Source organism: Hydrogenophaga sp. (assembly GCF_048549895.1).
Classification (GTDB): Bacteria; Pseudomonadota; Gammaproteobacteria; order Burkholderiales; family Burkholderiaceae_C; genus Hydrogenophaga.
In genome coordinates this window covers 1-14,191 of record NZ_JBLYYB010000051.1, presented here as the reverse complement: position 1 = coordinate 14,191, position 14,191 = coordinate 1, and the positions used below count along the sequence as shown (strand labels likewise).

Annotated in this window: 14 protein-coding genes; 9 read left to right on the top strand and 5 right to left on the bottom strand. The window is 65.5% G+C overall.

Going from position 1 to position 14,191, the window contains the following annotated elements; genetic code table 11:
* Positions 1 to 339: 339 nt before the first annotated feature.
* The 3 genes from ACN4F8_RS05045 to ACN4F8_RS05035 all read left to right on the top strand — a co-directional run bounded on the left by ACN4F8_RS05045 (position 340) and on the right by ACN4F8_RS05035 (position 3,253).
* Positions 340 to 1,353: a TRAP transporter substrate-binding protein gene (locus tag ACN4F8_RS05045; RefSeq protein WP_419472539.1), complete on the top strand. Its 1,014-nt coding sequence runs from the start codon at positions 340 to 342 to the stop codon at positions 1,351 to 1,353.
* Between the two features lie 77 nt (positions 1,354 to 1,430).
* Positions 1,431 to 1,961: a TRAP transporter small permease gene (locus ACN4F8_RS05040; protein ID WP_419472538.1), complete on the top strand. Its 531-nt coding sequence runs from the start codon at positions 1,431 to 1,433 to the stop codon at positions 1,959 to 1,961.
* Positions 1,958 to 3,253, top strand: coding sequence for a TRAP transporter large permease (locus tag ACN4F8_RS05035; protein WP_419472537.1), 1,296 nt, complete (start codon positions 1,958 to 1,960; stop codon positions 3,251 to 3,253). The genes ACN4F8_RS05040 and ACN4F8_RS05035 overlap by 4 nt, the downstream gene beginning before the upstream one ends.
* On the opposite strand, the gene ACN4F8_RS05030 is transcribed toward ACN4F8_RS05035, so the two are convergent.
* From ACN4F8_RS05030 to ACN4F8_RS05010, 5 genes are read right to left on the bottom strand one after another with little or no spacing between them, the layout of a single operon-like run.
* Complete coding sequence (locus tag ACN4F8_RS05030) at positions 3,240 to 4,547, bottom strand: mechanosensitive ion channel family protein (protein WP_419472536.1); 1,308 nt, start codon at positions 4,545 to 4,547, stop codon at positions 3,240 to 3,242. The two genes, ACN4F8_RS05035 and ACN4F8_RS05030, sit on opposite strands and share 14 nt — an antisense overlap.
* Before the next feature lie 23 nt (positions 4,548 to 4,570).
* Positions 4,571 to 5,353 (bottom strand): enoyl-CoA hydratase, encoded by a 783-nt coding sequence (locus tag ACN4F8_RS05025; RefSeq protein ID WP_419472535.1) that lies wholly within the window; start codon positions 5,351 to 5,353, stop codon positions 4,571 to 4,573.
* Between the two features lie 37 nt (positions 5,354 to 5,390).
* Positions 5,391 to 5,711 carry a type II toxin-antitoxin system RelE/ParE family toxin gene (locus tag ACN4F8_RS05020; RefSeq protein WP_419472534.1) on the bottom strand — a complete coding sequence of 107 codons (321 nt, stop codon included), beginning with the start codon at positions 5,709 to 5,711 and terminating at the stop codon, positions 5,391 to 5,393.
* The gene (locus ACN4F8_RS05015; RefSeq protein ID WP_419472533.1) at positions 5,708 to 5,959 is read right to left on the bottom strand and encodes a type II toxin-antitoxin system ParD family antitoxin; all 252 of its coding nucleotides are present in this window, start codon (positions 5,957 to 5,959) and stop codon (positions 5,708 to 5,710) included. Before ACN4F8_RS05015 ends, ACN4F8_RS05020 begins: the two co-directional genes overlap by 4 nt.
* 51 nt (positions 5,960 to 6,010) lie before the next feature.
* Positions 6,011 to 6,964, bottom strand: a complete 954-nt coding sequence (locus tag ACN4F8_RS05010; protein ID WP_419472532.1) for a histone deacetylase family protein — start codon at positions 6,962 to 6,964, stop codon at positions 6,011 to 6,013.
* A 26-nt stretch (positions 6,965 to 6,990) separates the two neighbouring features.
* Between ACN4F8_RS05010 and ACN4F8_RS05005 the strand changes: the two genes are divergently transcribed.
* From ACN4F8_RS05005 to ACN4F8_RS04980, 6 genes are all read left to right on the top strand, one after another.
* Positions 6,991 to 7,911, top strand: coding sequence for an AAA family ATPase (locus ACN4F8_RS05005; protein WP_419472531.1), 921 nt, complete (start codon positions 6,991 to 6,993; stop codon positions 7,909 to 7,911).
* 1 nt (position 7,912) lies between these two features.
* Positions 7,913 to 8,947, top strand: coding sequence for a DUF58 domain-containing protein (locus ACN4F8_RS05000; RefSeq protein WP_419472530.1), 1,035 nt, complete (start codon positions 7,913 to 7,915; stop codon positions 8,945 to 8,947).
* Positions 8,941 to 11,034 carry a transglutaminaseTgpA domain-containing protein gene (locus ACN4F8_RS04995; RefSeq protein ID WP_419472529.1) on the top strand — a complete coding sequence of 698 codons (2,094 nt, stop codon included), beginning with the start codon at positions 8,941 to 8,943 and terminating at the stop codon, positions 11,032 to 11,034. Before ACN4F8_RS05000 ends, ACN4F8_RS04995 begins: the two co-directional genes overlap by 7 nt.
* 69 nt (positions 11,035 to 11,103) lie before the next feature.
* Positions 11,104 to 12,192, top strand: a complete 1,089-nt coding sequence (gene mltB / locus ACN4F8_RS04990) for a lytic murein transglycosylase B (RefSeq protein ID WP_419472528.1) — start codon at positions 11,104 to 11,106, stop codon at positions 12,190 to 12,192.
* Between the two features lie 111 nt (positions 12,193 to 12,303).
* The gene (locus ACN4F8_RS04985; protein ID WP_419472527.1) at positions 12,304 to 12,579 is read left to right on the top strand and encodes a helix-turn-helix domain-containing protein; all 276 of its coding nucleotides are present in this window, start codon (positions 12,304 to 12,306) and stop codon (positions 12,577 to 12,579) included.
* A complete protein-coding gene (locus ACN4F8_RS04980; RefSeq protein WP_419472526.1) occupies positions 12,576 to 13,904 on the top strand; it encodes a type II toxin-antitoxin system HipA family toxin in 1,329 nt (442 codons plus the stop codon). Before ACN4F8_RS04985 ends, ACN4F8_RS04980 begins: the two co-directional genes overlap by 4 nt.
* Positions 13,905 to 14,191 lie beyond the last annotated feature (287 nt).

Below are 14,191 nucleotides of genomic sequence, written 5' to 3'. Positions count from 1 at the left end.
TGGAAAGGGACGTGCGAATTGACGTGCACGTCAACTCGGGGATTGTATGCCCCACCCCCTATCGAGGATGGTCAGGCGGGGGACAAATTGGGGGATCTTCGAAAAAAGAACGATCGTGCTTTTTGGCGATTATAGGAGAACGACCCGAAGCCACAAAGCCCTTATTTCCGAGCGACCTCACCCAGGGTCTGCCGCATTCACCGACCGCAGAGTCGGTGAACTCGGGTAAGTCATGAGACGTGGCGCGCATGAACTGGCCTACATTGGCTGCGCTGATTTGTTTATGTTGAGCAACCATCTTCCAGCCAACACATGGCACCCGCCCACAGGAGTTTCCGAATGAATTCACGCCACATCAAAGCACTCGCCTTGTCGTCCACCTTGCTGGCCAGCGGCTGGGTGTCGGCGCAAACCGTGTTCACCGTCTCCAGCTGGCTGCCGCCCAGCCACACGCTGAGCACCTCACAAAAAGCCTGGTGCGACATGCTGGAGAAGGAAAGCACCGGCCGCATGAAGTGCAACATCCTGCCCAAGGGTGTGGTGGCAGCACCGGGCACCTTTGACGCGGTGCGCGACGGCCTGGCCGACATTTCGTACACGGTGGACGGCTACACGCCCGGCCGTTTCATCAACACCCAGGTGGCCGAGTTCCCGTTCCTGGGCAACAACGCGGTGGCCACCTCGGTGGCCTACCAGCGCATTTACAGCAAACATTTCGCGCCGCTGGGCGAGCACCGCGGTGTGAAGGTGTTGGCGGTGTTCACGCACGGCCCCGGTGTGATCTTCAACAGCAAGAAGCCGGTGACCTCGGCCGCCGAGGCCGCGAGCCTGAAGTTCCGCATCGGCGGCGGCAACATCAACGAACTCTCCAAAGCCATGGGATGGAACACGACGCTCAAGGCCGCGCCCGAGTCGTTCGAGCTGCTCTCCACCGGCGTGATGGACGGCACCTTCTTCCCCGACGAATCGATCGCGTCGTTCAAGCTCAGCATGATCAAACACGCCACCGACTTCCCCGGTGGCCTGTACAACACCAGCTTCGTCTTCATGATGAATCCGGCCAAGTACAACGCGCTTTCCGCTCAAGACAAGGCCGTGGTCGACAAGCTCTCGGGTGAGCCTGCTGCCCGCTTGTTCGGCGAAGGCTGGGACAAGGTGGACGCCGCCAGCCGCGAGCTGCAGAAAGGCCAGGGCGTGGCCCGCATCACCGCCGACAAGGCTTTTGTGAAAGCGGTGATGGACAAGCAGGACTACCTGGAAACCAAGTGGGCGGCCAGTGCGCAGGTCAAGGGCCTGCAGAACCCCAAAGGCGTGCTGGGCGAGTTCCGCGCAGAGATTGCCAAGGTGAAGTAACCCCTCGGCCACCCTTGTGGCCTTGCCGGGCCGGCTGAGCAGACCGCACAGCCGGCCTTGTCACATCAAGACCCATCATGTTGAAGACGATTGAACGCACGCTGCGGTGGTCCACCGGGCTCATGGCCGCCATGGCCTTGTTCGCCATCATGTGGCTCACGCTGGTGGACGTGACCGGCCGGCGTTTTTTCAGCCACTCGGTGCCCGGCGGGCTTGAGATCACGGAAATCCTCATGGTCATCGTGATCTTCGGTGCGTTGCCCATGGTGTCGTGGCGCAACGAACACGTGGTGTTCGATTCGCTCGACACCTTCCTGCCCGACTGGGTGCGCAGCATCCAGTCGCGCCTGGTCAACCTGATCTGCGCAGGCGGCTTCGGCTTCCTCGCCTACCTGATGAGCACACGCGCCGACCGCTTCGCCGAGTACGGCGACACCACCGTCTACCTGCAGGTGTCGATTGCGCCCGTGGCCTGGATGATGGCGCTGTTCCTGGCCATCACGGCGGCGGTGCACCTGCTGTTCGTGTTCGTCGTGGTACCGGTGCCCTCACCCCACCATCCGCCACCCGCCGAGCTGCCGGCCGATCTGGACGGGGTGTCGTCATGACCGAAGCCGCTCTGGGTTTTCTCGCTGTCTTTGCGATGGCCTTTCTGCGCATACCGCTGGCGCTGGCCATGGCGATTGCCGGTGTGGCCGGTCTGGGTCTGATGCGTGGCTGGCAACCCGCTTTTGCCAGCACCAGCCAGGTGATCTTTGAAACCGGCTTCGCCTATGTGCTCTCGGTGATCCCGCTGTTCATCCTCATGGGCAATCTGGTGGCACGCGCCGGCATGGCGCGAGAGCTCTACACCGCGGCCAACGCCTTTGTGGGCCACCGCAAAGGCGGCCTGGCCATGGCCAGCATCATCGCGTCAGGCGGCTTCGGCTCCATCTGCGGCTCGTCGATCGCCACCGCCGCCACCATGACGCGCGTGGCCTACCCCGAGATGAAGCGCCATGGCTACAAGGACACGCTGGCCACCGGCGCCATTGCCTCCGGCGGCACGCTGGGCATCTTGATTCCGCCGTCCACCATCCTGGTGATCTACGGGATCATCACCGAGACCGACATCGGCAAGCTGTTCATCGCCGGCATCCTGCCGGGCCTGGTGGCGGTGGTCTGCCTGTGCCTGGCGGTGGTCTACATCACCTGGCGCGACCCACTCGCCGGTCCACCGGCCGAACGCTTCAACTGGGCCCAACGCCTGGCCGCGGTGCGCGGCATCTGGGGCGTGGCGGTGCTGTTTGCCTTGGTCATCGGCGGCATCTACGGCGGGGTGTTCACCGCCACCGAGGGCGCGGGTGTGGGGGCTGCGGGGGCGTTCTTTTTCGCGCTGTTTCGTGGCGCGCTCACGCCACGCGTGTTGCTCGACATCCTGGTGGAGAGCACCCGCACCACGGCCATGCTGTTCACCATCCTGATCGGCGCGATGGTCTTCACGAGTTTCATCAACTTCACCAGCATGCCCGGCGACCTGCGCGACTTCCTGCTGCAGTTCAGCCCCCACCCCATCATGGTCGTGGTGGTGATGATGACGATCTACATCGCGCTCGGCCTGGTGATGGAAGAGCTCTCGATGGTGCTGCTGACCATCCCGGTGTTCTTCCCGGTCATCACCGGCCTGGGCTTCGACCCGGTGTGGTTCGGCATCCTGATCGTGACCATCGTGGAGATCGGCATGATCTCGCCGCCGGTGGGCATGAACCTGTTCGTCATGAACTCGCTGCTGCCGCTGGTGAAGCTCAAACACATCTTCCAAGGCGTGTGGCCCTTCGTCATGGCCGACATCGTGCGCCTGGGCATCCTGATCGCCTTCCCGGCCATCTCGCTCTGGCTGCCGGGTTTCATGAACCGCTGAGCGGTGGCCGTTCCCTGACGTGCACCACGCGCTGCGGGTACGGCATCTCGATGCCGTGCGCCTGCAGCGATTGCAAGATCTGGCGGTTCACCAGCGAGCGCAGCCGCAGCTGGTCGCTGTTGTCACCCGACTCGATCCAGTAACCCACGGTGAACTCCAAGCCGTCGGCGCCGAAGGCCGAGAGCGCCACCAGCGGCGCGGGTTCCTTGAGCGCGTCGGCCTGCTCCAGCACCGCCGCCATCAGCAGCGAGCTCACCTGGTCCACATCACTGCCGTAGGCCACCGACACCACCGTGGTCTGCCACACGCGGGTCAAAGCGGTGGAAAGATTCTCCACCCGGTTGATGACCATGAATTCGTTGGGCACGATGGACTCGCGGCCGGTGGGCGCACGGATCACGGTGTAGCGCGCGTTGATGTCGAGGATGCGGCCTTCAAAGTTGTCCACCCGCACGTTGTCGCCGATGCGCATGCGACGCTCGGCCAGGATCACGAAGCCGCTCACGTAGTTGGACGCCAGCTTCTGCAGACCAAAACCAATGCCCACACCGACCGCGCCACCCAACACCGACAAGGCGGTGAGGTCGATGCCCACGGCCGAGAGCGCGATGATGAGACCCACGAACATGAGCAGCGCACGCGTGGCGTTGCTGGCGGCCTTGCGCAGCGAGAGGTCGGCCCCTGCGGCCTTGCGCAGCAGGCGCGTCTCGATCGCCGCAGACACCCACAGCGACAGGATCAGCACCGCGCCGGCCGTGAGGATGCCCTCGATCGTGGTGCGCAGGCTCAGCGTGGTGGCGCCGATCTTCCAGGTGATCTGGTCCATTTCGGCCAGCACCACCGGCAGCAAACCACTCACCCACAGCACCATGGCCAACCACGCCACCCATGAAATGGTGCGCTCCAGCGCCCGCACCCAGGGCGCGGAGGCAAACGCCACCTGCAACACCTTCACCCCCACCCGGATCACCACCAGCGACACGAGCACCGGAATCGCCACCTTGAACGCCGCCAGTGGCAGCACGGCCATCAACAGCGCACGCGCCACATAGGCCAGCGTGAGCAGCAACAGCGGGAACATCACGCCGTCGACCAGGCGCCGCCCGAACAGCACCGACGTCTTCTCCTCCTGCATGCGCAGCGCGCGGCGCAGCAGCCAGGTGATGCCGAGCGCCAGCGCGATGCACACGATCAACGCACCCAGCTCGGACAACACGGTGGGTTGGGTGAAGGCCGACAGCCAGAGACCGAAGTCGTCGATGGGTTTCGGGGCAGCGGGAGCGGTGATGGCCATGGGAAGAAAAGAGGTTGGGAAGTTCAGGCGCGCCAGCTCGGCGCGCGTTTGTCGATGAAGGCCTGCACGCCTTCTTGTGCCACGGGGTGCGCCATGTTGCAGGCCATGGTCTGCCCGGCGAGCTGGTAAGCAGCTTCCATGCTGGTTTCCAGTTGCCGGTAAAAAAGCGCCTTGCCCATGGCAATGGCTTCGGCCGGCTTGGCGAGGATGCGGTCCACCAGCGTGGCCACTTCCGCGTCCAGCGCATCGGGGGCCACCACGCGGTTGACCAACCCGCGCGCGCAGGCCTCGTCGGCGGAAATGAAGTCGCCCGTGAGCAGCATTTCCATCGCCTGCTTGGGCAGGATGTTGCGCGACAAGGCCACGCCCGGCGTGGCGCAGAACAGCCCCACGTCGATGCCGTTCACACCAAAGCTCGCGGCCTCGCTGGCCACAGCCAGATCGCACTGCGCGACCAGTTGGCAACCGGCCGCCGTGGCCAGACCCTGCACCCGCGCGATGACCGGCACTTCCAGCTTGCGGATGGCGAGCATCAGCCGCGAGCAGCGCGCAAACAGCGCCTGGTAATAGGCCTGCTCGGGGTGCGCGCGCATTTCCTTGAGATCGTGCCCGGCGCAAAAAGCCTTGCCGTTGGCGGCCATCACCACCAGCCGCGCCTGCGGGTCGCCCGCCACCGCGTCGACGGCGCTCTGAAGCGCGACCAACATGGCTTCGGACAACACGTTGAAGCTGCGCGGGGTGTTGAGGGTGAGGGTGTGCACGCCGCGCTCGTCGCGGGTGTGCAGCAAACAGGCGTCGGGGTTCATGTGCGAGTTCCAGAAAAAGGTGAGGCAGCTTCGCTCATCAGGTGTCCTGCATCCAGGCGGGCACGTCGCGCTGACCATGCAGCACCCGCCAGACATCGATGTGGTCTTCGCGCTCCAGATAGAACACCAGGTGGGGATAACGCGTCAATGGCCAGAAGCGCAAGCCCGGCAGGTTGAGTTCGTGGGCGTAGCGCGGAGACCCCGTGGCGGGCTGGCGGGCGATGTGGGTGAACGCCTGTTCCAGTTGGTCGATGAAACCCGACGCTGCGGCGGGTGCTTCGTTCTCCAGGTAGTGCAGCAGGATCGCGTCGATGTCCCGGTTGGCCTGTTCGCGCGGGACCACGGGCTTGAGCTTCAAGCTTTGGGTCCCGCCTTGCCTGCCCCCGGAACCTTGCGGCGCAGCTTCGCGAAGTACGCCGCATCCACCGGTTGCGTTGGCCGCGACGCCGCGCCTTCCAGCAGCAGCGTGCGCAATTGCAAGCGCTCCTGGTCTTTGCGGATCAACTCGCGCATGTACTCGCTGCTGGTGCCGTAACCGCCTTGGCTCACTTGTTGATCCACAAAGCTTTTCATCGCTTCGGGCAGTGAAATGTTCATCGTGCTCATGCGGCCGAGAATAGGGTCTTGGCAAATTTTGTCAAGACTGCAAGGCGAAGTTCAAACGTCGGCCAGCACCCGCAAGTGCGCTTCCACGCTGCGGCCCAGCGCGCTCAGCGCGTAGCCGCCTTCAAGGCAGCTCACGATGCGGCCCTTGGCGTGGCGCTGCGCCACTTCCTTGATGCGCATGGTCATCCACGCGTAGTCCTGCTCCACCAGACCGAGCTGCGCCATGTCGTCTTCGCGGTGGGCGTCGAAGCCGGCGCTGATGAAGATCATCTGCGGTTTGTGGGCGTCGAGCCGGGGCAGCCAGCTCATGTCGATCAGCTCGCGGATGTCCATGCCCTTGGTGTAGGCCGGCACCGGCAGGTTCACCAGATTGGCAGCGGTGGAATGTTCACACGCCGGGTAGAACGGGTGCTGGTAGAAGCTGCACATGAGGATGCGCTCGTCACCAGCGACGATGTCTTCGGTGCCGTTGCCGTGGTGCACGTCGAAGTCGATGATCGCCACGCGTTTGAGGCCATGGCGCTCCAGCGCGTACTTGGCGGCCACCGCCACGTTGTTCACAAAACAGAAGCCCATGGCCTGGTTGCGCGTGGCGTGGTGGCCGGGCGGGCGCACGGCACAAAACGCATTGGGCATTTCGCCGGCCATCACCGCGTCGGTGGCGTCGATGGCGGCCCCGGCGGCCATCAAGATGGCGTCCCAGCTGTGCACGTTGATGGCCGTGTCGGGGTCCACTTGCGCATGGCTCGGGCCACCGGCTTGGATGTCGTCGCGCAGGTTGTCGCTCAGGCCGCGCAGTGATGCAAGGTGCATGCGGCCGTGAGCGAGTTCAAGGTCGGCCATGGAGGCGGCGGTGGCCTCGCGGCGCTCCAGCGCCACATCGAGTCCGCTCATGAGCAAACGGTCTTCGATCGCGTCCAGACGCTCAGGGCATTCCGGGTGGCCGGCGCCCATTTCGTGTCTCCAACAATCCTTGTGGGTGAAATACCCGGTGGCCTGGCCCATAACGGTTTTACGGTAAGGTTCGCGGCATGCAAGCCGACACAAAAATTCAACAGTTGCTGAATCAGCTTAACACGGTGATCGTGGGCAAATCGCAGCAAGTTTCCGACTGCGTGGCCTGCCTTTTGGCCGGTGGCCACCTCTTGATCGAGGACGTTCCCGGTGTCGGTAAAACCACCCTGGCGCACGCGCTGGCCCGCTCTTTCGGCCTGCAGTTTTCGCGCGTGCAGTTCACCGCCGACCTCATGCCCTCGGACCTCGTGGGCGTGTCGATTTACGAACGCGGGCGCGAAGCCTTTGTGTTCCACCCAGGCCCCGTGTTTTCCCAGGTGCTGCTGGCCGACGAAATCAACCGCGCCAGCCCCAAAACGCAGAGCGCCCTGCTCGAAGCCATGGAAGAAAAACAGGTGACGGTGGAAGGCGAAACGCGAGCATTACCCGAGCCGTTTTTTGTGATCGCCACACAGAACCCGCACGACCAGCTGGGCACCTACGCACTACCCGAATCGCAGCTCGACCGCTTCCACATGCGCCTGTCCATCGGCTACCCCGACCGCGCGGCCGAGCGTGAACTGCTGCGCGGCCAGGACCGCCGCGACATGCTCGACAAACTCTCCGCCGCTTTGACACCCGCCGACCTCGCGGCCCTGCAGCACACGGTGAGCCAGGTGCACACCGCCGAGCCGGTGCTGGAGTACCTGCAAGACCTGGTGGCCGCCACGCGCAACGGGCAATGGTTTGCGCAAGGCCTGTCGCCGCGCGCCGCACTGGCCGTGGTGCGCTCGGCCAAGGCGCAGGCTTACCTGAGCGGGCGCGACTACGTGGCGCCCGACGACATCGCCGCCATCCTGCCGCAGACGGTGGCGCATCGGCTGATTCCGGTGCGCGATGCGGGCCGAGGCCCTGTTGAACAGGTGCGCGCCATGCTGGAAGCCATTCCCCTCCCGTGACATGGTGGCCACCGCTGCGCGCTCGCCCGCTGGCGCCCTCAGCTTGCAACCCTGGCGCCACCCGTGGCGCACGCTGCGTGCCCACTTGCAGACCTGGTGGCACAACCGCCTGCCCAAGTCCGACACGCTCACGCTGACCCAGCGCAACGTCTACATCTTGCCCACCCGCCCGGGCTGGATGCTGGGCATCACCTTGCTGCTGCTGCTGGTGGCCAGCATCAACTACCAGCTCAACCTGGGCTACCTGCTCACCTTTTTGCTGGCCGGCAGCGCGGTCGTGGGCATGCACGTGTGCCACGGCAACCTGCGCGGCATCACGCTGCTGCTCACGCCACCCGAGCCGGTGCATGCGGGCCAGGCGGTCGCGCTCACCGTGCGCCTCTCCAGCGAACGCAAACGCACGCGCCACGGCATCGGCATGGGTGTGATCGGCGCCGACCCGACCCACGCTCCCCTGGCCTGGACCGACGTGCCCGCGCAAGGCAGCGTGCATCTGCAGGTGAGCTTTCCGTCGCCCGAGCGTGGCCTGCACCCGCTGCCGCCGCTGACCGCACAGACGCTGTTTCCGCTGGGCACCTTCCGCGTGTGGACGGTGTGGCGCCCGGCCTCGGGCGTGCTGGTGTACCCCGAGCCCGAGAGCCACCCACCACCGCTGCCCCCGGGCGAACCGCAGGCCGGCAGCTCGGGCGCGGCACGCGTGCAGAGCACTGGTGAGTTCGACGGCGTGCGCGCCTACCGCCGAGGCGATCCGCTCAAGGCCGTGGTGTGGCGCAAGGCAGCGCAGGCGTTCTCCAGCGGGCGCGACGATCTGGTGAGCCGCGACGCCTTGTCGCACCAGCGCCACCAGCTCTGGCTGGACCACGCGCAGTGCGGCGGCGCGGGCCTGGAAGCGCGCCTCTCGCGCCTCACCGCGTGGGTGCTCATGGCCGACCGGCAAGGGCTGGACTATGGCCTGCGCGTGCCCGGCCGCGAGATCGCGCCCGACCAGGGCGCTGCCCACCGCGCGCGTTGCCTGGAGGCGCTGGCCATATGTTGAACAACGACGCAACCGGTTTTGCCGCCGGGCCGCCCCAAGGCAAAACGCTCCCCCTCGGGGGGCAGCGACCCGCGAAGCGGTGGAGCGTGGGGGCCACACTCCCCCGCGACACGCGCGATACCTTGTTCCTGCTCGCCGTCATCGGCTGGGTGGCCTTCATGCAGGTGGGCCACACGCCCTGGTGGTGCACCGCGCTCACCGCCGGTGTGCTGATGTGGCGCACCACGCTCGCGCTGCGCGGCCTCCCCCTGCCCGGCTGGCCGGTGCGCGTGGGTTTGCTCTGCCTCACGCTGGCCGCCACCTTCATGACCCACAGCACCCTGCTCGGGCGCGACGCGGGCGTGACGCTCATCGTGGTGTTGCTCGCGCTCAAGACGCTGGAGATGCGCGCGCGGCGCGACGCCTTCGTGGTGTTTTTCCTCGCCTTCTTCACGCTGCTCACGCACTTCTTCTATTCGCAGTCGCTGCTCACGGCGGCCGGCATTCTGGTGGCGCTGCTGGGCCTGCTCACCGCGCTGGTGAACGCCCACATGCCCGTGGGCCGCCCGTCGCTGTCGCAGGCGGCGCGCATTGCGGGCGGCATGGCGCTCATGGGGGCGCCCATCATGCTGGTTCTGTTTTTGTTGTTCCCGCGCCTGTCGCCGCTATGGGGTGTGCCGGGGCAAGACGAGACCGGGCGCAGCGGCCTCTCGGGCTCCATGAAGGTGGGGCAGATCGCGGAGCTGGTGCTTGACGACAGCATTGCATTCCGCATTCGTTTTGAAGACCGCCCGCCGCCGCAAGGCCAGCTGTACTTTCGCGGCCCGGTGCTCAGCAGCTTTGACGGCAGCGAGTGGCGCGCCCTGCGCTCCGGCTTTCCGCAGTCCATGGCCCTGCCCGCCGACCTGCTGGTGTCGGGCCCAGCGGTGCGCTACGACGTGACCATGGAGCCCAACCGCCGGCCCTGGCTGTTCGTGATGGAATCCACCCCGCAGGCCCCCGAAGTGCCCGACAACGCGGTGCGCATGAGCAACGAGCTGCAGTGGTTCACCCAGCGCCCACTCAACACGCTGGTGCGCTACAGCGCCGAGAGTTACCCCAGCTTCCGCCACGGCCCGCTCACGCAAGAGGTGGCCCTGCAAGACCAGATTGAATTGCCCGCCGGCTTCAACCCGCGCACGCTGGCGCTGGCGCAGGCGCTGCGGCGCGAACACGGTGCCGGCCCCGAGGCCAACCCCAAGCTCATCGACGCCGCCATGAACCGCCTGCGCACCGGCGGCTACACCTACACGCTGGAGCCCGGCGTGTTCGGCCCCAACACCGCCGACGAGTTCTGGTTCGACAAACGCGAAGGTTTCTGCGAACACATTGCCAGCAGCTTCGTCATCCTCATGCGCGCGCTCGACATCCCCGCGCGCATCGTCACCGGTTACCAGGGCGGTGAGCTCAACGGCGTGGACGGCTACTGGACCGTGCGCCAGCGCGACGCCCACGCCTGGACCGAAGTCTGGCTGGCGGGCCAAGGCTGGGTGCGCGTGGACCCCACGTCGGCCGTGGCACCCGGTCGCATCGGCTCGTTCGAGCGCCTGCGCGCACCGCAAGGCGCGCTGGCCGGCGCCATCGGCAACCTCAACCCCAACATCGCCGCCCAGCTGCGAGCCGTGTGGGAAGCCGTGAACAACAGCTGGAACCAGTGGGTGCTCAACTACACCCAAGGCCGCCAGCTCGACCTGCTGAAAAACCTGGGCTTCAGCTCGCCCAGCTGGTCCGACCTGGCCTATGTGCTCATTGGCGTGGTGGTGTTCGTGAGCCTGCTGGGTGCCGCGTGGACGCTGTGGGAGCGCCAGCAACACGACCCCTGGCTGCGCCTGCTCAAGCGCGCCCGCGCCCGGCTGCACAGGCTGGGTGTGGAAAGCGCCGACCACACGCCCCCGCGCGAACTGGCCCAGCGCGTGCAACAACGGTGGGGCAACTCAAACGGCGCCGCGCCGCTTGCACAATGGCTGCTGCAACTCGAAGCCCAGCGTTATGCGCGCCCCGGCGCCGGCAACGCCACCCTGGCCAGCTTGCAGCGCGAGTTTCAGCGCCTGGCCTGGCCCAAGAGCTGACACCTTGCCCCGACACCCGACACCGACACCGACACCGACACCGACACCCGACCCCGATCAAGGCACCCATTGTTTTCTGTGAACCGCTTCCTCTGCACCCTCGCCGCCACCCTGCTGGTGGCCGCCCCGGCCCTGGCCCAGTCACTCGCCAAGACCCGGCCCAAGAACACCGCCAACACCACCAAAGCCGCGCCCGTTTTCACCTACGACCAGAGCGAAGCCGCCATGGCCTTCGCCACCGACCTCGCCGTGCGCCGCAACCTCGACCCCGCCTGGGTGCGCCAGCAGATCGGCCAGGCCCAGCGCCTGCCCATCGTCGTGCGCCTCATGCAGCCCGCGCCCAGCGGCACCCCCAAGAACTGGGCCGCCTACCGCGCCCGCTTCATCGAACCCATTCGCCTGCGCGCCGGGCAAAAGTTCTGGGAAGACAACCGCGAAACACTCGCCCGCGCCGAACTCGAATACGGCGTGCCCGCCAGCCTCATCGTGGGTGTGATCGGTGTGGAAACCCTCTACGGCCAGCACACCGGCAACCACCGCGTGATCGACGCGCTCAGCACCCTGGCCTTTGACTTCCCCGCCAGCCACCCGCGCGCTGCCGCGCGCACCGAGTTCTTCAAAAGTGAACTCGAACAATTTTTGAGCCTCACCGAACGCACCGGCACCGACCCGCTCACCCCGCGCGGCAGCTACGCCGGCGCCATGGGTTGGCCCCAGTTCATGCCCAGCAGCTGGGTGAAATACGCCATCGACTTCGACGGCGACGGCAAGGTGGACCTGTTCAACAGCCAGGCCGACGTGATCGGCTCCGTGGCCAACTACTTCAAGGCCTTCGGCTGGCAAACCGGCATGCCCACGCACTACCCCGTGAGCTTCGACGCCAGCAAGCTCGACCTGGACACCCTGCTCGCCCCCGACATCTTGCCCAGCTTCAGCGTGGAGAGCTTCACCGCCAAAGGCGCCGTGGTCGACGGCCCCGCCCTGCAACACCCCGGCAAGCTCGCCCTGGTGCTGCTGGAAAACGCCGGCGCTCCACCCACCTACGTGGCCGGCACAGAAAACTTCTACGTGGTGACCCGCTACAACTGGAGCAGCTACTACGCGCTGGCGGTGATTGAGTTGGGGGAGGCGGTGCGGGCGTTGATGCCAGTGCGCTGAGCACCGCCGCCGCGCAACCGAATCCCAACAAAGCTCGCTCAAGGGCTTGAAAATCTTGATATTTATCTCAATAATGGCGCTAAATCGCCAATTTATTGACGTAAATATCAAATGCAAACCCTCCAAGAACTCGGCGAAGCCGTCGCCAACCGACGCCGAAGCCTGGGCCTGAAGCAGGCCGACGTGGCCGCGCAAGCCGGCGTCACGGCCGAATCGCTCTCGCGTTTTGAACGCGGCCGCAGTGCCGAATTTGGCTCGCGCAAGTTGCTGGCCGTGTTGGCTGTGCTGGGGGCCGAGCTGGACGTGATCCAGGCCGGGCAGTCGGGCAATCTGGACGAACTGCGCCGCGAGCGCGCGCAGGCACAAGACCGGAGTGAGCGCTCATGAAACTCGCCGTCTGCGTGCTGGGCCGCGAGGTGGCATTGCTCGAAGCGGCGGGCGACTTCAAGAGCGTGCTGAGCTACCACGCGCACGCCGCAGCAAACGATTTCGTTTCGCTCACCATGCCGGTTCGCACCGAATCGTATGTGTGGGACGACCAGTTGCCGCCCGTGCTGCAGATGAACCTGCCCGAGGGCTACCTGCTGCAGGTGCTGCAAGAGCAGTTTGGCCCGCACATCGGCGCCAGCCCCATGGCCCTGCTCTCGGTGATCGGGCGCAACATGGTCGGGCGGCTGCAGGTGGCCGCACCCGGCGCCGACCTGACCGCCGAAGCCCAGCCCATTGAAGTCGCCCAGCTGCTGCGCGGCGACAACTCCGAACAAGCCTTTGCCCAGCTCGTGCGCCAGCACGCCACCAGCGGCGTGTCGGGCGTGGTGCCCAAGTTTCTTGATGCGCAGCGCGACGCCGCCACCAGCCCGCTGGGCAAGAAGGCCAGCGTGATCACGCGGCGCCACATCGTCAAAGGATCGAGCCGCCACCTGCCCTTTGTGGCGCTCAACGAACACCTCTGCATGCAGGTAGCCGCGCGCGTGATGCCCACCGCAAAAACCGAAGTGTCCGACGACGGCCAGGCGCTGGTGGTGCACCGCTTCGACTTGAACGAACACGGCCAGCCGCACTGGGGCATGGAAGACTTCTGCGCCCTGCTCGGCCTGCGCTCCGCCGCCAAATACGACACCACGTGGGAACGAATAGCCCGCGCCGTGCGCGACCACGTGCCCGGCGACCGCCGCTTGGAAACGTTTCGCCAGCTCACCACCGTGCTGCTGCTCACCTACGCACTGCGCAACGGTGACTGCCACGCCAAAAACATAGCGCTGCTCTTCACCTCACGCGCCGACGTGCACCTGGCCCCCGCCTACGACATGGTCACCACCAACGTGTACGCCGGCCTTCAGCACAACCCTCCGGGCATCGGCTTCATGGGCAAAAAGACCTGGACCCCGGGCAAGACACTGCAACGCTTCATCACCGCCACCTTCGGCATTCAGCCCAAGGAACAACAACAGATCGTGCAAGCCATCAGCGACGCGGTGGCCGACGTGGGGCCGCAGGTGCGGCAGGCGATGGCAACGCACCCAGGGTTTGCCGATGTGGGGCAGCGGATGCTGCTGGCTTGGGCGGAGGGGGTGCAGGGCTTGCGGGATGAGCGGGTGTATGGGATGGGGGCCGCTGAATTGGGGGACGGGTTTGAAGCTCTGGACAAGCCACCGAAATTGAAGGTGACGAAGGTCAAGGTGGGCTTGTCGCCGTTGCTGGGGAAGCGCTGACACATTCCGTGGACATCAATTCACGCCAAGCGTTCTTAGAACCAGGAATTGAAGATTTCGACAACACTGCTGCTCGACTAAAAATCAGCGTAAGCGGAATGCCGAAGTACTGGTCAGAAATAATCGAGAGCTAGCCACCTGCCAATGCCTTCAAAAGATCCAAAACAATCGAAAGCGACAATGGCAAAACACCCAACAAAAAGATTCCACCATAAAGTTTCCTTCGACGCTTTTCGATTAACAGATGATCAGGGCCAACCTGAAGCTCAATTGAGGGCCATAAAAGT